This window comes from Pseudacidovorax sp. (genome assembly GCF_017991995.1).
GTDB lineage: Bacteria > Pseudomonadota > Gammaproteobacteria > Burkholderiales > Burkholderiaceae_C > Xenophilus.
In genome coordinates this window covers 473,464-494,990 of sequence record NZ_JAGOPN010000001.1, presented here as the reverse complement: position 1 = coordinate 494,990, position 21,527 = coordinate 473,464, and the positions used below count along the sequence as shown (strand labels likewise).

Here is a 21,527-nt window from a genome sequence, read left to right as displayed (position 1 = left end):
GCGGCGCTCAGGCCAGCATCCGGTCGCGCCTGGACGGCAGGAAGGCCGGATTGAAGAGCGTAGCGGCGGTGGGCTTCGACTTCAGGTTGAAGGCGGCGGACACGTCGTCGATCTGCTTGTCCAGCCGCGCCATGTCGATGTCGCCCAGTCCCTGGGCCCGCGTGTTGGGCGAGACGATGCAGACATCGATCAGCCCCTTCAGCCGGCGCACTTCGACGGCGGCATTGACCAGCGGCTCGCGCTGACGAACGATGGCCACGCCTTCCTCGGGGTTCGCGATGACCTCTTTCAGGCCCTTGTTGTAGGCCCGCAGGAAGCCGGCCACCGCCTGCGGCTGTTCGGCGATGAACTTGGAGGTGGCGAGGATGGCGTTGCCGTAGACGTTCACGCCGAAGTCCTTGTAGAGGAAGACGCGCAGATCCTCTTCCTTGGCGCCGGCCGCGATCGCGGAGATGAGGCCGGAGGGCTGGAAGCCAGTGACGCCGTCGACGTCGCCGCGCACCAGCATCACCTCGCGCAGGCCGGGGTCCATGCTCTGCCACTTGACCGCATCGACCGGCAGGCCCTGCACCCTGGCGAACAGCGGCCACAGCTTGCGGCCGGCGTCGAACACGGGCGCGCCCAGCGTCTTGCCGGCCAGGCCGGCGGGCGCGGTCACGCCGCTCTTGGTCAGCACCATCACGCCGGCCGGCGTCTGGTCGAGCGTCTGGTAGACGGCCTGCGGACGTGCCACGGCGGGCGCGCCGGAGCCGAAGAACTCGATGAGCGCGTTCACGTCGCCGTAGCCCATGTCGTAGCTGCCGCTCGCCAGGCGGTTGACGGCCATGGCCGAGCCGGCGCCCACGTCGAAGGAGACGTCGAGGCCTTCCTTCTCGAAGTACCCCTTGGCCAGCGAGTAATAGAAGGGGGCGGATTGCCCATCCACCCGCCAGTCCATCTGGAACTTGATCTTCACGGGCGACTGCGCGCGCCCGAGCGTGGGCAAGGCCATGGAGGCGGCGGCAAGCGAGGTCTGGGCGAGCCAGCGGCGGCGGGAGAACAGCGTCATGGACAGCTCCGGGAGTGTGCGGGGGTTTTCGCAACTCCTATGCCATTGGGGTGGGCGTTGGGGGTAGCGAAAGGTGGGGCTGATGGGGCTGGATTGACGCGCCAGTAATTGGCTGGTTGCGTCGAAACATAGAGCGCAACCTTCACGCCAAATTTTTCATGAGTGGCGTTACCCCTCCATGCTTATCTCTCGATCGGCGGCTTTTGTAGGTCGGCAGACGGCCACGAGCAGTGGCCAACCCAACGCCGTACCTGCAGACTGAACTTGAAAACCCTTAGTCGTATTGCACTCGCCGCTGTGGTCGCCTGCTTGGTCTGCTCGACTCTAGGGATTATGTGGATCGCTCTGACCCACGGGGCGATCGGCGAAGGCGCGGCTGCCTTTTCGGTTGCCCTTACAGCTGCAATCGGTGGGGGGCGTCAGAAGCCACGCGCGGAATATTGAGAGAGCAGTTCACATGACAGACCGAAGTGCGATCAAAAAGTGAGATTCAGTAAGGGCAGTGGCCAGCCGGATTGACCGCCTCGCGTAGCAACGACGTTATCGACTTGAAGCGCCCTGCGCCGTTCAGAGGATGAATCGGGTCACCCTAGAACTGGCGTCCTGTTAAAGTGGGCCTCTGATATCGAGAATTTTTTTCCACAAAAACCGCACTTTAAATGCGCTCTAAGGTCTGTTACGCGACTGGTTTAGCGGCAACACAGGGTACCAACGCTTTGCGTAAATTTTCCATCGCAGATCTGTGAGCGGCAATCGCCCATTCAGGCCTGAATTCAATTGTTAGCGCCATCGCCTTGATGTGTTCTGGCATTGCGTGCGAATTTATAACCGCATCGCGGTACTCGGCAACAGCAGCCTCTTCGTCTATGGTTGCTTCAAAGACTCCTCCAGCGTTTAAACAGTCAAGCATCACTGAGCTGACCACAGACTCACATTTTTGGATTACATCCAGCAAATATTTGCCAAAGGCGAAGAATGTCTTTGTCCTTCGCTGGTTTTGAACTTTTGGTTCTGCAATGATCATCGGGAAGTCGCCATCGATGTGTGCGGCAGAAGTAATGTTTAGCCCGCGGTGAACAACCGCGTTGCGTAGTTCACGGATGTAAGAGTAATTGGCCTCTCCGTCCTGAAACCCATCAAACACAAAGCGCGAGTACAACTGTGCTTCAAAGTCGTTTGGCTGCAGCGCGGTCGTTTCGCGGAAGAGTTCGGTCGCTGCCAGAAGATTCAAGAAGTAGCTAGCGTAGTGAACTCTCATGTCCGTCTGGTCAGTGACGGATAGCTGAGTACGGAATGAGAGCGCCGCGCGCAGCGCAGTCTGTCTCGCGGACATGTACCACGATAGCGAATTCAGCATGTCGCGGTGGGCTACGCTCATTTTCGCCATTGACTCTTCCTATGTACGATTTAAATTGAGTGGGCTGAAGAGCGTAGCGGCGAGCCATCCCTAAAGGCGACATCACAGACAGGCCGCTCGTAGTCGGTTTCGGACGCCTTAGATTATTTAATGTTAAGCATAGGTCATCCCGTCACAAGCAGCCCTATCGCAATTCCTACGAAACAATAAAAAAGAAAGCCGATCCAGCATAAACCCGTGGTGGTGATGATCCGGGTTCCGTCCCGACGAAAAGAAAGTGCCCCTGCGGCGCCATAGATGCGCTCTTCATTGTTCCGCCGGAATGTCCCTCTCCATCGCCCAAGGCTGATGATTGCGACCACGAATCGCCCGGTCTCCACAAAGATGACCCAGACCACAAGCTCAATCACTGCGTCTGCCAATTTCCCTCCCAGTGGTGCGGGCCGGTCCCGGCGACTGCCGGGGCTTCGGGAGCATAGCGTCAAAGGCAGGGAAGGCCACGCGATCAGTGGTGATCGTCAGTCATGGGGCACTTGGTGTCCCGTATGCGATAGAGGTGAAAGAGAGAGCGGGGCGTGAGTGCGTCTAAAACGCGCTCCCGCACGAAGGCGATCACCCTCGTAGATTTTTTGATGCCTAATCAGCCGCGCCAAGTCAACCCGGTTGAAGCTCCATGCCCGGTTTGGGCCGCTACTCAGGCCGTGCCCGCATCAATAGCCTCCCGGGCCACGAATTCAAACACGCGCGGATCATCCGCATACGCCGCATTGAACCGCATCCACCCCGTCCGCTCCGCAATCGGCCGAAACAGATGCCCTGGCGCCAGCAACAACCCCGCCGCCACCGCCCGCTGCGCGACAGCTACGGCATCGACCCCCTCCGACGGCAACCGCGCCCACAAAAACGGCCCGCCCGCCGGCTGCCCGAACACCTCCAGCCCCGCCTTCGCGAGCCCCGCGCACACGGCCACCTGCGCCTCGGCCAAGCGCTGCGCCAACCGCGCCACGTGGGCGCGGTGCTTGCCCTCGGCCAGCACGGCGTGAATCAGCCGCTCGTTCATCTCCGAGCTGGTCAGGCTGTCGCCCATCTTGGCGTGGATGAGCTTGTCCACCATCTCCTCGTTCGCGGTGACGAAGCCCACGCGCAGGCTGGGTGAGACCACTTTGGAGAAGCCGCCCACGTAGATCACCCGCCGCAGCTGGTCCAGGCTGGCGAGGGTGGTGGCGCCGGGCGGCTCCAGGCCGGCCATGACGTCGTTCTCGACGATGGCAAAGCCCAGCTGCTCGGCCAGGCGCAGCAGCTGATAGGCCTTGGCCGGTGCGCATGAAGAGCCGGTGGGGTTGTGCAGCTGGGTCTGGATGAAGAAGGCCTTGGGCCGATGGCGCTGGGCCAGGGCCTGCAGGGCCATGAGGTCCGGGCCGTCCTGCAGGCGCGGCACACCGACCAGGCGCGCGCCCAACTGGCGCAGCGTCTCGAAGAGGTTGGTGGACCCGGGGTCGTCCACCAGCACCGCATCGCCGGGCTGCAGCAGGCAGCGGCCCGCCAGGGCCAGGGCCTGGGTGGCGCCGTGGGTCAGCACGATCTGGTGCGGCGGCGCCTGGATGGCACGGGCGGCCAGCTGCGCCTCGATCTGCTGGCGCAGCGGCAGGTAGCCGTGGGGTGAGCCGTAGCGGGCGAGGGCAGGGCCCTGCTTGCGGGCCAGGCCCGACAGGGCGCGGCGCACGGCGTCCGACTGCAGCCACTCGGGTGGGATCCAGCCGCAGCCGGCGTTGAGCAGCGAGGCGTCGTCCTCGTACACGCGGCGGATCAGCCACAGCGAATCGACGGAAGTGCGGCCGACAAAAGGCTTGCGCCGTGCGGCCTGGCCGGTCGCGTCGCCATGGGCCGCGACGTAGTAGCCGCTGGCAGGGCGGGCCTCGACGTAGCCGTCGGCCACCAGGCGCTGGTAGGCATTGGTGGCCGTCATGGTGCTCACGCCCGACTCGCGCGCCAGTTCCCGCACCGAGGGCAGGCGTGCACCGACGGCGAGCGTGCCGCGGTCGATCTCCAGGGCCAGCGCGTCGCGGATCTGGCGCACCAGTGGCACGTCGGAGTGGGGGTCGAGCGAAATCATGGGAGGTTGACGTGGGAGAGGGCGGGTGGTGGGGCACTGAATGGGTGCATGCGATGCACCTGTCTGTGATCGCGCAGTTGGACTGTTCTAGTGCAGCCTTGATCAACTGTACATACTCAATTGCGGCGATTTTTGTCCCAATCCATCCCCACCGGCAAGCCGGATCTTTTCCTGTCTTTCCACCGCCTACTTCGGAACCTTCATGCACACCCCCAACCCCTCCGCCGCCCGCCCCGTGAGCCGCCGTGCCCTGTCGAAGTGGGCGGCCTGCGCCGCCATGCTGGTCGTGACGGCCGGCACCGCGCTGCCCGCCGCCGCGCAGAGCACCACGCTCAAGATCATTCCCACCACCAACATGACGGTGCTGGACCCGATCTGGACCACGGCCTACATCTCGCGCAACTTCGGCTACATGATCTACGACACCCTGTTCGGCACCGACGCCCAGGGCAAGATCCAGCCGCAGATGGTGGGCAAGTGGAGCGTGTCCAAGGACAACAAGACCTGGACCTTCCAGCTGCGCGACGGCCTGGAGTTCCATGACGGCAAGCCGGTCACCAGCGAGGACGTGGTCGCCTCGCTCAAGCGCTGGGCCAGCCGCGACACCTTCGGCGGCCAACTGGCCAAGGCCATCGACAAGTACGAGACGCCGGACGCCAAGACCTTCGTCATCCAGCTGAAGGAGCCCTTCGGCCTGGTGACCGAGGCGCTGGGCAAGCCCTCGTCCAACGTGCCCTTCATCATGCCCAAGCGCGTGGCCGACACGCCCGGCGACGTGCAGATCAAGGAGACGATCGGCTCCGGTCCCTACATCTTCAAGGCCGACGAGTTCCGCCCGGGCGAGAAGGCCGTCTTCCTGAAGAACACCAAGTACAAGCCGCGCGCTGAGGCGCCCTCGGGCACGGCAGGTGGCAAGAACGTGTACGTGGACCGCGTGGAATGGCTCTTCATCCGCGACGCGCAGACGCAGCTCAATGCGCTGCTCAACGGCGAGGCCGACATCCTGGAGCAGCCGGCCTTCGAGCAGTACGCCACGCTGCGCAGCAACCCCAACATCGAGCTGGTCGATGCCCAGCCCGCGGGCAACCAGTTCATCCTGCGCTTCAACTTCCTGCACGCGCCCTTCGACAACGAGAAGATCCGCCGCGCCGCCATGCTGGCCCTGGGGCAGGAGGCCTTCCTGCGCACGCAGGTGGGTACGCCGGGCCTCACGCGCTACTGCAAGAGCATGTTCCCCTGCGGTACCTTGTACGAGTCGGACAAGACGGGCGAGTACACCGGCATCGCCAACCCGCAGAAGGCCAAGGCCCTGCTGGCCGAGGCCGGCTACAAGGGCGAGCCCGTGGTGCTGATGCGCCCCTCCGACAACGGCACCATCGGCAAGCTGCCGCTGGTGGCCAAGCAGCAGCTGGAGCAGGCCGGCTTCAAGGTCGACATGCAGAACATGGACTGGCAGACCCTGGTGGCCCGCCGCGCCAAGAAGGACGCGCCCTCGGCCGGCGGCTGGAGCATCTTCATGACCTCCTGGACGGCGTCGGACATCCTCAACCCGCTGACCATGGCCATGATGAACGCCACTGGCGACAAGGGCTGGTTCGGCTGGCAGGACGACCCCAAGCTCGAAGCCATCAAGAAGCAGTTCATCGCCGCCACCACCGACGCCGAGAAGAAGAAGCTGGCCGAGGCCGCGCAGTTGCAGGCTTTCCAGAGCGTCACCCATGTGCCCGTGGGCCAGTACAACCAGCCGGCCGCCGTGCGCAAGGGCGTGAGCGGCCTGGTGCCCGCCGGTGCCCAGGTGTACTGGAACATCCGCAAGCAGTAAGGGCAGGGCGGCCATGCTGAGCTTTCTGGGCAAACGCCTGCTCGCCACGCTGCCGGTGATCCTGGTGGTGGCCATCGCGGTCTTCATGATCGTGCGGCTTACCCCGGGCGATCCGGCGGCCATCATCGGCGGCAACAGTGCCACCAACGAAGACCTGGACCGCATCCGCGCCCAGCTGGGCCTGACCCAGCCGCTGTGGACGCAGTTCGCCACCTGGGCCGGCCACGTGCTGCAGGGTGACCTGGGCTTTTCGTTCTTTCTGAACAAGCCGGTGGTGGCCCTGATCGGCCAGCGCATCGAGCCCACGCTCTCGCTGGCCATCGGCACCCTGGTGCTGGCGGTGGCCATCGCGCTGCCGCTGGGCACGCTGGCGGCTTGGCGCATGGGCGGCTGGCTGGACAAGGCCGTGATGGCCTTCTCGGTGGCCGGCTTCTCGGTGCCGGTGTTCGTCATCGGCTATGTGCTGATCTACCTGCTGGCGATGAAGCTGCAGTGGTTCCCGGTGCAGGGCTACCGCCGCATCGGCGAGGGTGTGGGCCCCTGGGCCCGGCAGCTGGTGCTGCCCTGCCTGACGCTGGCCGTCACCTACGTGGCGCTGCTGGCCCGCGTGACCCGCGCCGCCGTGAGCGAGGCACTGACCGAGGACTACATCCGCACCGCCCGTGCCAAGGGCATCGGCGAGCGAACGGTGCTCAGCCACCATGCGCTGCGCAATGCCGCCGTGCCGGTGGTGACCGTCATCGGCGTGAGCGCGGCCCTGCTGCTGGGCGGCGTGGTGGTCACCGAGACGGTCTATGCCATTCCCGGCCTGGGCCAGCTGACGGTGGATGCGGTGCTCAACCGCGACTTCCCGGTGCTGCAGGGCGTGGTGCTGTTCTTTGCGCTGATCTACGTGGGCGTGAACCTGCTCGTCGACGTGAGCTACCTCTTCCTCGATCCCCGCATCAGGTACTGAAGCCATGGGCACTCTCCAAAAACTCTGGCGCCATGGCGCCGTGCGCGGCGGCACGCTGGTGCTGCTGGTGCTCACGCTGCTGGGCCTGATGGCGCCATGGCTGGGCACCTTCGACCCCTCGGCGATGGACGCGAACTTCATCACCGTCCCCGCGGGCACGGCCGGCCAGGTCACGCTGCCCGATGGCGCGATGGTGCAGCACACCTTCTGGATGGGCAGCGACAGCGTGGGCCGCGACGTGTGGAGCCGTGTGCTCTACGGCACCCGCATCTCGCTGCTGGTGGGCGTGCTCACCGCCTTCCTCGCCATCGCGCTGGGCTGCACGCTGGGCATGGTGGCCGGCTACTTCCGCGCGGCCGACGCCGTGCTGATGCGGGTGATGGACGGCCTGATGGCCATCCCGGCCGTGCTGCTGGCCATCACGCTGGTGGCGATGCTCGGCGCGAGCCTGCCGACGGTGATCCTGGCCATCGCCGTGCCCGAGGTGCCGCGGGTGACGCGCCTGGTGCGCGCCCTGGTGATCGGCCTGCGCGACGAACCCTTCGTCGAGGCGGCCCGCGCCCTGGCGACGCCCAATGCCGTCATCCTGTGGCGCGACATCCTGCCCAACGCGCTGGCGCCGCTGATCGTGCAGGGCACCTTCATTGCGGCATCTGCCGTGCTGACCGAAGCCATCCTGAGCTTCCTCGGCCTGGGCCTGCCGGCCGAGGTGCCGACCTGGGGAAACATCATGGCCGAGGGCCGCGTGCTGTTCTCGCAGGCGCCGGGCAACGTGCTGTGGCCTGCGCTCTTCCTGGTGCCCACCGTGCTGGCCATCAACCTGCTCGGCGACGGGCTGCGCGATGTGCTCGATCCCAAGTTCTCCAAGCGCAGCTGAGCGAGGTGTGACCATGAAACCCCTTCCCACCCGCATCGCCGCTGGCGAAGCGCCGCCCATGCCCGCAAGCCCCGTGCTGGAGGTGCGCGGCCTGCAGGTCGCACTGCCCGCCGACGCCGACCGGCCCCATGCCATCGAGCGGCTGGACGTGCGCATCGAGGCCGGCCGCACGCTGTGCATCGTGGGCGAGTCCGGCTCCGGCAAGTCGGTGCTGGCCACGACCGTGATGGCGCTGCTGGCCAAGGGCCTGACCATCACGGCCGGCGACATCGTGCTGGCCGGCGAGACGCTGCTGACGAATGGCAAGTACCTGCCCGAGAAGCGCCTGCGCGCCCTGCGCGGCCAGGTGATGGGCATGGTCTTCCAGGAGCCGATGACGGCGCTCAACCCAGTGCTCAGCTGCGGCGAGCAGGTCGACGAGTTGCTGCGCAACCACACGGCGCTGACGCCGGCCGAGCGCAAGGCGCGCATCCTGGAAGTGTTCGAGCGCGTGCGCCTGCCCGATCCGCAGCGCATCTTTTCGAGCTATCCGCATCAGCTCTCGGGCGGCCAGCGCCAGCGCATCGTCATCGCGATGGCGATCATCCTCAAGCCGCGCCTCCTGATCTGCGACGAGCCGACCACGGCGCTGGACGTGACCACGCAGGCCGAGATCCTCAAGCTCATCGCCGAGCTGCAGCAGGAGCAGGGCAGTGCGGTGCTGTTCATCACGCACGACATGGGCGTGGTGGCCGAGATCGCCGACGAGGTGATGGTGATGCACCGTGGCAAGGTGGTGGAGCAGGGCCCGCGCGAGCAGGTGCTGCGCACGCCGCGCGAGGACTACACCCGCATGCTGCTGGCCGCCGTGCCCGGCATGGTGCCGCCGCCGCCGCGCGCGTTGCCCGGCGGCCCGGCGCTGCTGGCCGGCCGCGCCGTCGGAAAGACCTACGTGCGCCGGGACTGGCTCGGCCGTGCCAAGCCCAACACCGCGCTGCAGGACGCGAGCGTGGCCGTGCACCGCGGCGAGACGGTGGGCGTGGTGGGCGAATCGGGCTCGGGCAAGTCCACCTTCGCGCGCTGCATGATCCGGCTGATCGACCCGAGCGAGGGCACCATCACCTGGGGCGACCGCGAGGTGCAGTCGCTGTCGGAGTCTCGGCTGCGGCCGCTGCGCTCGCGGGTGCAGGTGGTGTTCCAGGATCCGAACCGCTCGCTCAATCCGCGGCGCACCGTGGGCTCCTCGATGATCGAAGGCGCGGTCAACTTCGGGCTGGACGTGCCGGCGGCACGCAAGCTGGCCGAGGAACTGATGGACCGCATCCAGCTGCCGCGCGCTGCGCTGTCGCGCTACCCGCACCAGTTCTCGGGCGGCCAGCGTCAGCGCCTGGCGATCGCCCGCGCCGTCGCCTGCCAGCCGCAGGTGCTGGTGGCGGACGAGGCGGTGTCGGCGCTCGACGTGTCGGTGCAGGCGCAGATCCTCGACCTGCTGCGGGAGGTGCAACGCGACTTCGGGCTGGGCATCCTGTTCATCACGCACGACTTGCGGGTGGCGGCGCAGTTGTGCGACCGCGTGATCGTGATGAACCAGGGCCGCATCGTGGAAGAGGGCTTGACGGCCGAGGTGTTCGGCCAGCCGGCCCACGCCTACACCCGCAAGCTGCTGGCTGCGGCGCCGCGCACCGAGCTGGGACTGGCGGCCTGAGCAGGCCCAGGCACGAGCGGGCAGAATTTTCGGTTCGACCGACATCCAAACAATAGGAACACACGACATGACATTGGCAATGAGCTGGGACGAATGGGCCGCGCAGGACGCGACGGCCCTGGCCGAGAAGGTGCGCCAGGGCGAGCTCACGGCCGCCGAACTCGCGCAGCAGGCCGCGGCCGGCATCGCGAAGACCAACCCGGCGCTGTCGGCCGTGGTCGAGGTCTTCGAGGACGTGGTGGCCGACCCGCTCAAGGACGGGCTGAATCCGCAGGGCCCCTTCGCTGGTGTGCCCTTCCTCATGAAGGACCTGGGCCCCACGCTCAAGGGGCGCCTGCAGGAGCAGGGCTCGCTCTTCATGCGCGGCAATCGCCCGACCGAGGATGCTTGGCTCACGAAGCAGATGCGCAAGGCCGGCCTCAACCTGATGGGCCGCACCACCACGCCGGAGTTCGGCGTCTGCAGCTCCGCCGAGAACCCGGCCGTCTACGTCACGCGCAATCCCTGGAACACCGACTTCACCACCTGCGGCTCTTCCGCCGGCACCTCGGCCATGGTGGCGGCGGGCGTGGTACCCATGTCGCATGCCACGGACGGTGGCGGTTCGATCCGCATCCCCGCCGGCTTCAACGGCAACATCGGTCTCAAGCCCTCGCGCGGCGTGTTCAGCATCGGGCCGAATTCGTCGGACATCACCGGCTATGTGTCCATCCAGGGCTGTCATAGCCGCACGGTGCGCGACACGGCGGCCTTCGTCGATGCCTGCCGCGGCGGCGCACCCGGCGAATTCATGCCCTACTGGACAACGCCCGAGCCCTACACCCAGCTGATCCAGAAGGACCCGGGCCGGCTGCGCATCGCGCTCTCGCACGAATGGGGCGATTACCGCGCCACGCCCGAGATCGTGGCCGAGCTGGAGAAGGCTGCGCGCTTCCTCGAAGGCCTGGGCCACCATGTCGAATGGGCACTGCCCCAGGCCGACCTGCGCGAAGCCTTCCGCGCGCAGACCACCTGCTACATCAGCAACTTCGCGCAGGTGATCAACGGCCTGCTCGCGAAGAGCGGGCTGGAGCGTCCGCCCGCAGACCTGATCGAGCCGATCAACATCCGCATCTGGGAAGCGGGCAAGGACCTGTCGTACGCAGAGCGCTACAAGATGCAGGCCGTCTTCAACAGCACCGCGCGTGCCTTCGGCGCCTTCTTCGAGGACTGGGACATCATCCTCACGCCCATCACCGCGCTGGCGACGCCGCGCATCGGCACCACCGAGTACCTGACGACCAGCGACAACCCGGACGTGCTGGACTGGTTCGACAACCTCTGGAAGTTCTTCTCGTACACGCCGCTGTCGAACCTGTGCGGCATTCCGGCCATCTCGCTGCCGATGGCGCAACAGGCCAACGGGCTGCCCTTCGGCATCCATGCCCAGGCGCGCCAGGCCAACGACGGCCTGCTGCTGCAGCTGGCGGCGCAGATCGAGCGCGCCCTGGGCGGCCGCTGGAACGACGGCCGCCGCCCGGGCGTGCACGTCACGGCCGCCTGATCGGCCGGGACACGGAAACCTCACGACATGGCGCTGTTCGGCACGCGATCGCTGCGTTCGCTCTTCACGCACCCCGGCTTTGCCGAGGGCGTGCGGGCCATCGCCGGCCCGGCCCTGGGCACGGTGGCCCTGGGCCTGGTGACCGGAGTGGCCATGGCGCGCAGTGGCCTGCCGATGGGCGCCGTGCTGGCCATGTCGCTGCTGGTCTTCGCCAGTGCCTCGCAGCTGGCCTGCCTGCCGATGATCCTGGCGGGCGCGCCGCTGTGGGTGATCGTGCTGACGGCGCTGATGCTCAACGTGCGCTTCGTCGTGTTCAGCGCGCACTGGCGGCGCTACTTCGGCCTGCTGCCGCGGCCGCAGCGGCTGGGGCTGGCCTACCTGGCCGGTGACCCGGTGTATGTGCGCTTCATGCAGCGCTACCCGCGGCGCGCGCCCGACCAGCTGGCCTACTTCCTGGGCCTGGCGCTGTTCAACTGGGCGGCGTGGCAGGTGGCCTCGCTGGCGGGCATCTTCCTCGCCGACGCCATTCCACCGGATTGGGACCTGCGCTTCATCGGCGTGCTCGCGCTGCTGGGTCTTGCCATGCCCATGATCGCGGACCGGCCCAGCTGGCTGGTGGCCGCGGTGGCGGGCACCATCGGCTGGATGGGGCAGGGCTGGCCCTTCGGGCTGCAGGTGATCGCGGCCATTGCCGCCGCCATGGCGGCCGGCCACTGGGCGGAACGGCGCCGCCCGCGCATCGCCACGCCATGACCGACCTGCACCTGTGGATCGCCATCCTCGCGCTGGCGGGGGTGACCGTGCTCACGCGCGGCGTGTTCCTGCTGCCGCGCCGGGAGCCGCGCCTGCCGGGCTGGCTGGCTTCGGGCCTGCGGCATGCGCCGCTGGCGGCGCTGATGGCCGTGGTGGTGCCCGAGGTGCTGCGCGGCTCGGCCGGTGCCGCCGTCGCCTCGGGCTGGCACGACCCGCGCTGGCTGGCCGTGGCCGTCTCGGTCGCCTGGTTCTGGTGGCGGCGCGGCGTGACGGGCCCGGTGGTGGTGGGGACGGCGACCTTGCTGCTGTTGCGCAGCTTGGGGGTCGCGGGCTGATCCGAAGTTGCCGTGATCCACGGCCGTTTCGGTGGAGCTTGTCGAAGCCGGGTGCAACCGCTTCACAGCTGTCGCAGCGACGGCCACTGGTTTGCAGCATTCGGCGTGCGTCGCGCTGGACGGCTGCGATGCGCAGTTCTCCGACGTGAAGCGTTTCGCGCGCATGCGTTCATGCAGCCCATGACTGCTGCACTCCAACTCTCTTCCACCCAGGGCCGTGATCGCTTCCATGGCCGTGTCGTGATCGTCACCGGCGCCGGCTCGGGCATCGGCGAGGCCATCGCCCGCCGCTTTTCCGCCGAGGGCGCCCATGTCGTGCTGGCCGGGGACCATGCCGACAAGCTCGACAAAGTCGCGGCCGATCTCCCTTCCGAGCGCACGTTGGTGCATCAAGTCGACGTGTCCGACCTGGGCCAGGTCAGCGCCCTGGTCGAGGCCACCATCGAGCGCTTCGGCGAGTTGCATGTGCTGGTCAACAACGCGGGCATCGCACCCGAGGGCGACGCCACCGATGCCTCGGCCGAGGACTTCCACCGCACGCTGGCCGTGAACGCCGGCGGTGTCTTCAACGGCGCCAAGGCCGCGATGCTGCATCTGGAGCGCAGCCGTGGCTGCATCGTCAACACGGCCTCGGTGTCCGGCCTGGGCGGCGACTGGGGCCTGGTGGCCTACAACGCGTCCAAGGGGGCGGTCGTGAACCTGACCCGTGCCATGGCGCTGGACCATGGCGGACGGGGCGTGCGCGTGAATGCCGTCTGCCCCAGCCTGACCTTCACGCCCATGACCGCGGACATGCAGGACGACCCGGACACCATGGAACGCTTCAAGGACCGCATCCCGCTCGGCCGCGGCGCCGATCCTGCGGAGGTGGCGTCGGTGGTCGCCTTCCTGGCCAGTGACGACGCCAGCTTCGTCAATGGTGCGTTGGTGCCGGTGGATGGCGGCCTGACGGCGTCCAACGGGCAGCCGCGGATGTCGTAGCCGACGACGCGGCCTGACCATCCCCATGAAAAAGGCGCGCCCGATGGACGCGCCTTTCTTCTTGGCAAGGCTGCTTCAGCCCAGCTTCTTGACCAGCACCTGGCTCTTGCGGTCCCAGTTGTATTTCTTCTTGCGCGCCTCGGGCAACCAGTCCGGGCTCACGGGCTGGAAGCCGCGCTTGATGAACCAGTGCATGGTGCGGGTGGTGAGCACGAAGATGCTGTCCAGGCCGATGGCGCGCGCGCGGTGCTCGATGCGCTTGAGCAGCTTCTCGCCGTCGCCCTGTCCCTGCGACTGGGGCGAGACGGTGAGGGCCGCCATCTCGGCGGTGCGTGCCTCGGGGTAGGGGTAGAGCGCCGCGCAGCCGAAGATCACGCCGTCGTGCTCCACCACCGTGTACTGGTGGATGTCGCGCTCAATCTCGGTGCGGCTGCGCTTGACCAGCGTGCCGTCGCGCTCGAAGGGCTCGATCAGCTGCAGGATGCCGCCGATGTCGTCCACGCCGGCTTCGCGCACCGACTCGAGCTTTTCGTCGATGACCATCGTGCCGATGCCGTCGTGCACATAGATCTCCAGCAGCAGCGCACCGTCCACCGAGAAGGGCAGGATGTGGTTGCGCTCCACGCCGCCCTCGCAGGCCTTGACGCAATGCTGAAGGTAGAAGGCGGTGTCGGTCGGCTGCTGCGGTGGCGAGAGCTGGGCGAGCCATGTGCGCGCCACGTCCAGGGGCAGCTCGGTGTCGATGGGGTTGTCTTCGCTCACGGGCTGGCTCGGGTCCATGGCGACGCCGGGCACCTCGGTCAGGAAGATCAGCTTGTCCGCCTGGATCGACACGGCCACGCTGGTCGCCACTTCTTCCATCGCCAGGTTGAAGGCCTCGCCCGTGGGCGAGAAGCCGAAGGGCGAGAGCAGGACCATGCTGCCGCCGTCCAGCGCGCGGCGGATGCCGGTGGCGTCCACCTTGCGCACCAGGCCCGAATGCTGGAAGTCGACGCCGTCGACGACGCCGACCGGCCGCGCCGTGATGAAGTTGCCCGAGAGGATGCGCACCGTCGAACCCGCCATGGGTGTGTTGGGCAGGCCCTGGCTGAAGGCGGCCTCGATCTCGTAGCGCAACTGGCCGGCGGCCTCCTGCGCACAGTCCAGCGCCACCTCGTCGGTGATGCGCATGCCGTGCGAATAGCGGGCCTCGTGGCCCTTGGCGCGCAACTGCTCGTTGACCTGCGGACGGAAGCCGTGCACCAGCACGACCTTGACGCCCATGGACTGGATCAGTGCCAGATCCTGTGCAATGGACGGCAGCTTGCCCGCCGCGATGGCCTCGCCCGCGATGCCGACCACGAAGGTCTTGCCCCGGTGCGTGTGGATGTAGGGCGCCACCGACCGGAACCAGGGCACGAAGGTGAAGTTGAAGACGGCGGACATGCGCGGAGCAGGACTGTGGAAGGTGGAAGCGAAGGGGTGGACGCGAGCCGCCCGTTCAGGCGGCAGCGCGGAAGGGGTCGACCAGCGTCAGGTCGCCGAATCGTCGGCCATGCTGCAGATCTTCGGTGTAGAGCGTGACGGCGCCGCTGCGTTGCGCGGCCTCGATCACCATGGCGTCGAAGATCGAGAGGCCGTGCGCCTGGGCGGTATCGAGCGCCGACTGCACCAGGCGCAGGTCGGTGTCGACCACCTGCCAGGCGCTATAGCCGTCGAGCAGGGCGCGCACCGTGTCGGCTGCAATGCGGTGCTTGCGGGTGAGCACGCTGTAGAGCTCGATGAGCACCTGCGTGCTCAGCACGCCCTCGGCTGCGGTCGCGTGGCGGGCGACGAGCTCGCGCGCCGCGGCCTGCTTGGCCGGCGAGCGCGGATCGACGCAGTACACCAGCACGTTGGTGTCGAAGAAGGCGAGGGGCACGGGCGAAGCGTCAGTCGGCGGAGCGGGCCCGTGCCCGGAAGTCGCCGTCGTACAGCTCGTCCCGCAGGCTGCCGCTGCGTGGCTGCGCTGCCGGCTGCGCCTCGCTGGCAGCGGCGTCGATGGCCGCCATCAGCCGGGCTGTGGCGGCGTCGCGCAGCATCTGGCGGCTGGCCTCGGCCTCGTTGACGTACTGCTGCAGGAACTCCCGCACCTTGGCGCTCAGCGACGTGCCCTGCTGGATGGCGCGCACGCGGGCAGCCTTGATGAGCTGCTCGTCGACGTTGATGGTCAGGTTGGCCATGGGAGCTTCCTCGCAAACTGGGCGCGGCGTTTGGCGCGGCGGCGGGTGTCGGACGAGTCTACACGGAAACATGTGAACCCGTGGGCTGCGATACTCGCCCCGTGCCGCTCCAGATCGACTTTCCCGATTCCCTTCCCGTATCCGCCAAGCGCGACGAGATCGCCGCCGCCATCCAGGCCCATCAGGTGGTCATCGTCTGCGGCGAGACCGGCTCGGGCAAGACCACCCAGCTGCCCAAGATCGCCCTGGCGCTGGGCCGCGGCAAGCTCAACGCGCCCGAGGGCCGCGGCCGGCTGATCGGCCACACCCAGCCGCGGCGGATCGCTGCCAGTTCGGTGGCCAAGCGCATCGCCGAGGAACTGAAGACGCCGCTGGGCGAGGTGGTGGGCTACAAGGTCCGCTTCCAGGACCGGCTGAGCCGCGATGCCTCGGTCAAGCTGATGACCGACGGCATCCTGCTGGCCGAGACGCAGACCGACCCGCTGCTCAAGGCCTACGACACGCTGATCATCGACGAGGCCCACGAGCGCTCGCTGAACATCGACTTCCTGCTGGGCTACCTGCGCGAGATCCTGCCGCGGCGGCCGGACCTGAAGGTCATCGTCACCTCGGCCACCATCGATGCGGAGCGCTTTGCGAAGCACTTCGAGAGCAAGGCCGGACCGGCGCCCGTCATCTATGTATCGGGCCGCACCTTCCCGGTGGAGATGCGCTGGCGGCCCTTCGAGGAGTCGCGCGAGTACGACCTCAACGACGCCATCGCCGATGGCGTGGACGAGCTGTGGCAAGGCAATGCCGGTGGCGACATTCTGGTCTTCCTGCCCGGCGAGCGCGAGATCCGCGAGGCCGCCGACCACCTGCGCAAGCACCTGGCGCACCACCCTGTGATGCGCGCGGCCGAGGTGCTGCCGCTGTTCTCGCGCCTGTCGCAGGCCGAGCAGGACCGCATCTTCGAGGGCCACACCGGCCGGCGCATCGTGCTGGCGACCAACGTGGCCGAGACCTCGCTTACGGTGCCGGGCATCCGCTACGTGATCGACGCGGGCACGGCGAGGGTCAAGCGCTATTCCTTCCGCAGCAAGGTGGAGCAGTTGCAGGTGGAGCCGGTCAGCCAGGCCGCCGCCAATCAGCGTGCCGGCCGCTGCGGCCGGGTGGCCAACGGCATCTGCATCCGGCTCTACGACGAGAAGGACTTCGCCAGCCGGCCGCGCTTTACCGACCCGGAGATCCTGCGCTCGTCGCTCGCGGGCGTGATCCTGCGGATGAAGTCGCTGCACCTGGGCGACGTGACGCAGTTTCCTTTCCTGGAGGCCCCGAGCGGCCGGGCCGTGGCCGATGGCTACCAGCTGCTGGGCGAGCTGGGCGCGGTGGACGATGCCAATGAGCTGACCGAGATCGGCCGCGAGCTGGCCCGGCTGCCGCTGGACCCGCGCGTGGGCCGCATGATTTTGGAAGGCCGCACGCGCGGTGCGCTGCAGGAGGTGCTGGTCATCGCCTCTGCCATGAGCGTGCAGGACGTGCGCGACCGGCCGCTCGAAGCGCAGCAGCAGGCCGACCAGGCCCATGCCAAGTTCGACGACGAGAAGAGCGAGTTCAGCGGCTACCTGACGTTGTGGAAGTGGTTGCACGATGCCCGCGGCGGCGCGCCCGTGGCGCAGAATCGGCGCGAGCTGGTGGCGGCCACGCAGGGGCCGAAGAAGGCCAGCGCGGCGGTGCTGCCGGTGAGTCAGCGGTTAGCGGTCGCGGAGCGCGGCGGGTCCCCACCCCAACCCTCCCCCAGTGGGGGAGGGAGCAAGAACGCAGGCAGCGCTCGACCCCTTCCCCCTCTGGGGGAAGGCAGGGATGGGGGCTCTCCCGCCCCCCGTCATGGGAGCATCCCCGCCACCCACAAGCTCAGCAACCGCCAGTACGAACAGCTGCTGCGCCAGAACTTCGTCAGCGTGCGCCGCGTGCGCGAATGGCGCGACATCCATTCGCAGCTGCTGACCGTGGTCACCGAGCACAAGTGGAAGCTCAACCCCACGCCCGCCGGCTACGAACAGATCCACAAGTCCATGCTGGCCGGCCTGCTGGGCAACATCGGCTGGAAGATGGACGAGGAGGCCGGCTCCTCCTCGGGCGAATACCTGGGCGCGCGCGGCGTCAAGTTCCACCGCCATCCTGGCGCGCACCTGCGCAAGCGGCCGGGTCGCTGGATCGTCTGCGCCGAACTGGTGGAGACCACGCGCCTCTTCGGCCGCGGCATCGCCAACATCGAGCCGCAGTGGATCGAGGAAGTCGCCGGCCACCTGCTCAAGAAGCAACTGCTCGACCCGCACTGGGAGAAGAAGGACGCCCGCGTCACTGCCTTCGAGCGGGCAACGCTCTACGGCCTGGTGGTCTACAGCGGCCGGCGCGTGGACTTCGCCAAGGCCGACCCGGCCGGCGCACGCGAGATCTTCATCCGCGAGGCCCTGGCCGGCGGCGAATGGGAAAGCAAGCTGCCCTTCCTGGCTGCCAACCGCAAGCTGGTGCGCGAGGTGGAGGCGCTGGAGCACAAGTCGCGCCGGCAGGACGTGCTGGTCGACGACGCGCTGATCTACGCCTTCTACGAGGCCCAGGTGCCCGCCGATGTGGCGAACGGCCATGCCTTCGAGCAGTGGTACCGGCAAGCGAGCGCGACCAATCCCAGGCTGCTGTTCCTCACGCGCGAGGAACTGATGCGCCACCAGGCGGCGGGCATCACGACGCAGGCCTTTCCGCCCCTCGTCAAGCTCGGCGGCGTGGACTGCGCCGCCACCTACCTGCACCAGCCGGGCGATGCGCGCGATGGCGTCACCGTCAGCGTGCCGCTCTTCGTGCTGAACCAGGTGAGCGAAGAGCGCTGCGAATGGCTGGTGCCGGGCATGCTCAAGGACAAGATCCAGGCCCTGCTCAAGAGCCTGCCGCAGAAGCCGCGTTCGCGCTTCGTGCCCCTGCCCGAATCGGCGGCCAGGCTGGCCGAAGCGCTGGGCACCCCCGAGGCCTTCGGCGCCGGCTCGCTCACCGATGCGCTGCTCAAGCGGGTGCGCGACATCACCAGCCTCGACGTCAAACGCGCCGACTTCAAGCTCGACATGCTGCCGCCGCACCTGTTCATGAACCTTCAGGTGGTGGACGAGCACGGCCGGCAGCTGGGCATGGGCCGCAACCTGGGCGCGCTCAAGGGCGAGCTGGGCACCAAGGCGCGGGGCGCCTTCCAGGCGCTGGCGGGGCTCAAGGCCAGGGCGGGGCCTGCGCCCGCGCCGGCTGCGCCGTCGGCGGGCGGCGGCAAGACGGCCGCACCTGCGCCCAAGGCCGCGCCCGGCCCCGCCGCGCCGCCGGCCGGCCAGCGCTACACCGCCTGGACCTTCGGCGAACTGCCCGAGCTGATGGAGGTGCGCCGGGGCGCGCAGACGCTGATCGGCTTCCCGGCGCTGGTGGATGGCGGCGACGCCGTCACCATCGAGGTCTTCGATGAGCCCGAGGTCGCCGCCGCCAAGCACCGCGCCGGCTTGCGCCGGCTGGTGGCGCTGCAGATCCGCGACGCGCTCAAGTACCTGGAAAAGAACATTCCCGACCTGCAGAAGATGGCCGTGGCCTACATGCCGCTGGGCACGCTGGAGGAACTGCGCGCCCAGATCCTGGACGTGGCGCTGGACCGCGCCTTCCTGCAGGAGCCGCTGCCCACCGACGAAGCCAGCTTCAAGCGCCGCCTGGACGAGGGCCGTGGCCGGCTGACGCTGATCGCCAGCGAGGTGGCGCGCCTGGCATCGACCATCCTCACCGACTACGCCGCAGCCCAGCGCAAGATCAAGGACACCAAGATCCAGCCCGAGGCCGTGAAGGATGCGGCCGAGCAGCTGCAGCGCCTGGTCGGCAAGCGCTTCATCGCCGATGCACCGTGGACACAGCTGCAGCATTTCGCGCGCTACCTCAAGGCCATCGTGCTGCGCTTGGACAAGCTGCGGGCCGACCCGGCGCGTGACGCGCAGAAGCTGGCCGAACTCAAGCCGCAGGAACAGCGCTACTGGCGCCTGGTGGCCGAGCGCAAGGGCGCCACGGATGAGCGCATGCGCGAATTCCGCTGGCTGCTCGAGGAACTGCGGGTGAGCTTCTTCGCGCAGGAGCTGCGCACGCCGCAGCCGGTGAGCATCAAGCGGCTGGACAAGGCCTGGCAGCAGATCGTGTAGATCACGAACACCCCCAGGCTGCGCGCTTCGCGCTACGCCTCCCCCCTCGAGGGGGCACATCCAGCGGCCCGGCAAAGCCGGTTCCGCGGATGTTCCCGCTTGGCCTGCGCTGCGGCAATTCGAAGCGGGAGCGTGCGGCGGGCATCTGGCGACTTGCGCGGCTTGCGCGAGTGACGGGTTCAGCCCGCCGGCAGCCACTACACCTGACCGGCAGTCGTCGTGGCGTCGCACCTGCGCGGGCGGGCGTGAGGTCCCAGCCGTGCGATGGCCGATGCGCCGGCGCGCCTAGGTTTCTTCCGGCTGCTCCAGCAGCAGGCGCACCACCCGGCTGATCGCCCGGCCGGTGGCGGCGCGGTTGAGCGTGGGGTCCAGCAGCGTGCGCGCAGCCAGACCTTCGAAGAGGGTGCACATCACGGCCACGCGTGCCTTGAGCTCTGCCGCAGACAGCCCGCGCAGCGCTGGCAAGGGCCGCAGCAGCGCCAGCAGCTCGTCGCGCTTGAGGCGGTCCGCCTGCTGAAGCAGGGCCGCGATGTCCGGTGTGCGGTTGGCCTCGGCCAGGATCTCCAGCTGCAGCCGCGCCGGATCGCCCGCGCAGCGCGCCACGCCGGTATCCACCTCGCCCAGACAGGCCGCGAGCACGCCCTCTGCCTGGCCGCGCTCGCGCATGAGCTGGATGCGCGCCAGCGTGTCCTGCAGGTCCTGCGCCACGATGCCCGCCACGATGGCTTCCTTGTTGCGGAAGTAGTGGTAGACGTGGCCCGGGCTCATGCCAGCCACCTCGCAGATGCGCTGGATGCTCGCCCCACGGAAGCCGTGTTCGCTGAAGCAGCGGGCCGCCGCGTCCAGTACCTGCCGACGGCGCACCCCGCCTTTGTCCTGCGGAGGCGGCTCGGTGTTCATGGCAGAAATCCGTGCTTTCGAGGGCATGCGTCGCAACAAGCTGGAGAGGGAGATGGGGCCATTGTCCCTTCGCCCTCCGGACGCGTGCCTCGGATTCCTAGAATGAAAATTCTAGAAAATTCATTCCAACTCCTGGAGCCACCATGGACAACCGCTCTCGCCAGGGCGCCGGCCGTCACTTGAAACGGCGCATCGCGCCTCTGGCCTTTGCGGCAGCGGCTGTGCTTGCATCCGCACACGCAGCAGCGCAGGAACAGGTCGACGAAGGCCGCCGCTTCTATGTGGAGGGCGGGTCCAGCGTGCTGCACACGCAATCGACCGACTCGCTGACGGCGGGCGTGATGCTCCCGTCGCAGTTGTTCCCGTCGGTGCCGCGCCAGGCCGGCCCGTTGACCCTGTATTGGGACCTGTGGGCCAGCCATTGGCAGGCGCCGCGGCCGGACGGCTCGAGCGCCGGCTATTCGCAGATCGGCGCCACCGCCATGTGGCGCCACCTGCTGGGCGAGCCGGGCACGCCGTGGTTCGTGGAGCTTGGGCTGGGTGGGACGGTAATGGACCGGCTGTACGAGACGCCGAGAGACCGTTTCAGCACCGCTTTCCAGTTCACCGAGGTGCTGGGCGTCGGCTACCGTTTCGGTGAGCGCCAGGCCTATGAGTTGTCGCTACGCCTGCAGCATTTCTCCAACGCGGGCATCAAGGAACCGAACCCCGGCGCCAACTTCGTCAAGCTGCGTTTCAGCATGGCCTGGTGAAGCGGCGCCGGGGCGG

17 protein-coding genes are annotated in these 21,527 nt (G+C 67.8%); 10 read left to right on the top strand and 7 right to left on the bottom strand.

Annotated elements, in window-relative coordinates; translation table 11 throughout:
• Positions 1–7: 7 nt before the first annotated feature.
• The 3 genes from KBC94_RS02275 to KBC94_RS02265 all read right to left on the bottom strand — a co-directional run bounded on the left by KBC94_RS02275 (position 8) and on the right by KBC94_RS02265 (position 4,518).
• Positions 8–1,048 (bottom strand): ABC transporter substrate-binding protein, encoded by a 1,041-nt coding sequence (locus KBC94_RS02275; RefSeq protein WP_294365861.1) that lies wholly within the window; start codon positions 1,046–1,048, stop codon positions 8–10.
• 676 nt (positions 1,049–1,724) lie between these two features.
• Entirely contained in the window at positions 1,725–2,306 is a 582-nt protein-coding gene (locus KBC94_RS02270; RefSeq protein WP_294365859.1) for a hypothetical protein, read from the bottom strand.
• A gap of 793 nt (positions 2,307–3,099) precedes the next feature.
• A complete protein-coding gene (locus tag KBC94_RS02265; RefSeq protein WP_294365857.1) occupies positions 3,100–4,518 on the bottom strand; it encodes a PLP-dependent aminotransferase family protein in 1,419 nt (472 codons plus the stop codon).
• Between the two features lie 202 nt (positions 4,519–4,720).
• Here KBC94_RS02265 and KBC94_RS02260 point away from each other — a divergent pair, with 202 nt between their 5' ends.
• The 8 genes from KBC94_RS02260 to KBC94_RS02225 all read left to right on the top strand — a co-directional run bounded on the left by KBC94_RS02260 (position 4,721) and on the right by KBC94_RS02225 (position 13,468).
• Positions 4,721–6,340, top strand: a complete 1,620-nt coding sequence (locus KBC94_RS02260) for an ABC transporter substrate-binding protein (RefSeq protein WP_294365855.1) — start codon at positions 4,721–4,723, stop codon at positions 6,338–6,340.
• Between the two features lie 13 nt (positions 6,341–6,353).
• A complete protein-coding gene (locus KBC94_RS02255) occupies positions 6,354–7,295 on the top strand; it encodes an ABC transporter permease (RefSeq protein WP_234191973.1) in 942 nt (313 codons plus the stop codon).
• 4 nt (positions 7,296–7,299) lie between these two features.
• Positions 7,300–8,172 carry an ABC transporter permease gene (locus tag KBC94_RS02250; protein WP_294365852.1) on the top strand — a complete coding sequence of 291 codons (873 nt, stop codon included), beginning with the start codon at positions 7,300–7,302 and terminating at the stop codon, positions 8,170–8,172.
• Between the two features lie 13 nt (positions 8,173–8,185).
• A complete protein-coding gene (locus KBC94_RS02245; protein ID WP_294365850.1) occupies positions 8,186–9,856 on the top strand; it encodes an ABC transporter ATP-binding protein in 1,671 nt (556 codons plus the stop codon).
• 67 nt (positions 9,857–9,923) lie between these two features.
• Positions 9,924–11,399 carry an amidase gene (locus KBC94_RS02240; protein ID WP_294365848.1) on the top strand — a complete coding sequence of 492 codons (1,476 nt, stop codon included), beginning with the start codon at positions 9,924–9,926 and terminating at the stop codon, positions 11,397–11,399.
• A 27-nt stretch (positions 11,400–11,426) separates the two neighbouring features.
• Positions 11,427–12,152, top strand: a complete 726-nt coding sequence (locus KBC94_RS02235) for an AzlC family ABC transporter permease (protein ID WP_294365846.1) — start codon at positions 11,427–11,429, stop codon at positions 12,150–12,152.
• Positions 12,149–12,487, top strand: a complete 339-nt coding sequence (locus tag KBC94_RS02230) for an AzlD domain-containing protein (RefSeq protein ID WP_294365844.1) — start codon at positions 12,149–12,151, stop codon at positions 12,485–12,487. Before KBC94_RS02235 ends, KBC94_RS02230 begins: the two co-directional genes overlap by 4 nt.
• Positions 12,488–12,667: 180 nt before the next feature.
• A complete protein-coding gene (locus KBC94_RS02225) occupies positions 12,668–13,468 on the top strand; it encodes an SDR family NAD(P)-dependent oxidoreductase (protein ID WP_294365842.1) in 801 nt (266 codons plus the stop codon).
• Between the two features lie 75 nt (positions 13,469–13,543).
• Here KBC94_RS02225 and argA read toward each other — a convergent pair whose 3' ends face one another.
• Genes argA through KBC94_RS02210 form a run of 3 tightly spaced genes read right to left on the bottom strand, consistent with a single transcriptional unit; the run spans position 13,544 to position 15,669 of the window.
• The gene (gene argA / locus KBC94_RS02220; protein WP_294365840.1) at positions 13,544–14,893 is read right to left on the bottom strand and encodes an amino-acid N-acetyltransferase; all 1,350 of its coding nucleotides are present in this window, start codon (positions 14,891–14,893) and stop codon (positions 13,544–13,546) included.
• 55 nt (positions 14,894–14,948) lie between these two features.
• On the bottom strand, positions 14,949–15,368 hold the full coding sequence (locus KBC94_RS02215) for a PIN domain-containing protein (protein ID WP_294365839.1): 420 nt from the start codon (positions 15,366–15,368) through the stop codon (positions 14,949–14,951).
• A gap of 10 nt (positions 15,369–15,378) precedes the next feature.
• Positions 15,379–15,669, bottom strand: coding sequence for a DUF6364 family protein (locus KBC94_RS02210; protein ID WP_294365836.1), 291 nt, complete (start codon positions 15,667–15,669; stop codon positions 15,379–15,381).
• An 80-nt stretch (positions 15,670–15,749) separates the two neighbouring features.
• On the opposite strand from KBC94_RS02210, the gene hrpA reads away from it, so the two are divergent.
• Positions 15,750–19,859, top strand: coding sequence for an ATP-dependent RNA helicase HrpA (gene hrpA / locus KBC94_RS02205; RefSeq protein WP_294365834.1), 4,110 nt, complete (start codon positions 15,750–15,752; stop codon positions 19,857–19,859).
• A 285-nt stretch (positions 19,860–20,144) separates the two neighbouring features.
• On the opposite strand, the gene KBC94_RS02200 is transcribed toward hrpA, so the two are convergent.
• Complete coding sequence (locus tag KBC94_RS02200; protein WP_294365832.1) at positions 20,145–20,759, bottom strand: TetR/AcrR family transcriptional regulator; 615 nt, start codon at positions 20,757–20,759, stop codon at positions 20,145–20,147.
• 179 nt (positions 20,760–20,938) lie between these two features.
• On the opposite strand from KBC94_RS02200, the gene KBC94_RS02195 reads away from it, so the two are divergent.
• The gene (locus KBC94_RS02195) at positions 20,939–21,511 is read left to right on the top strand and encodes an acyloxyacyl hydrolase (RefSeq protein ID WP_043117003.1); all 573 of its coding nucleotides are present in this window, start codon (positions 20,939–20,941) and stop codon (positions 21,509–21,511) included.
• Positions 21,512–21,527: the final 16 nt, after the last annotated feature.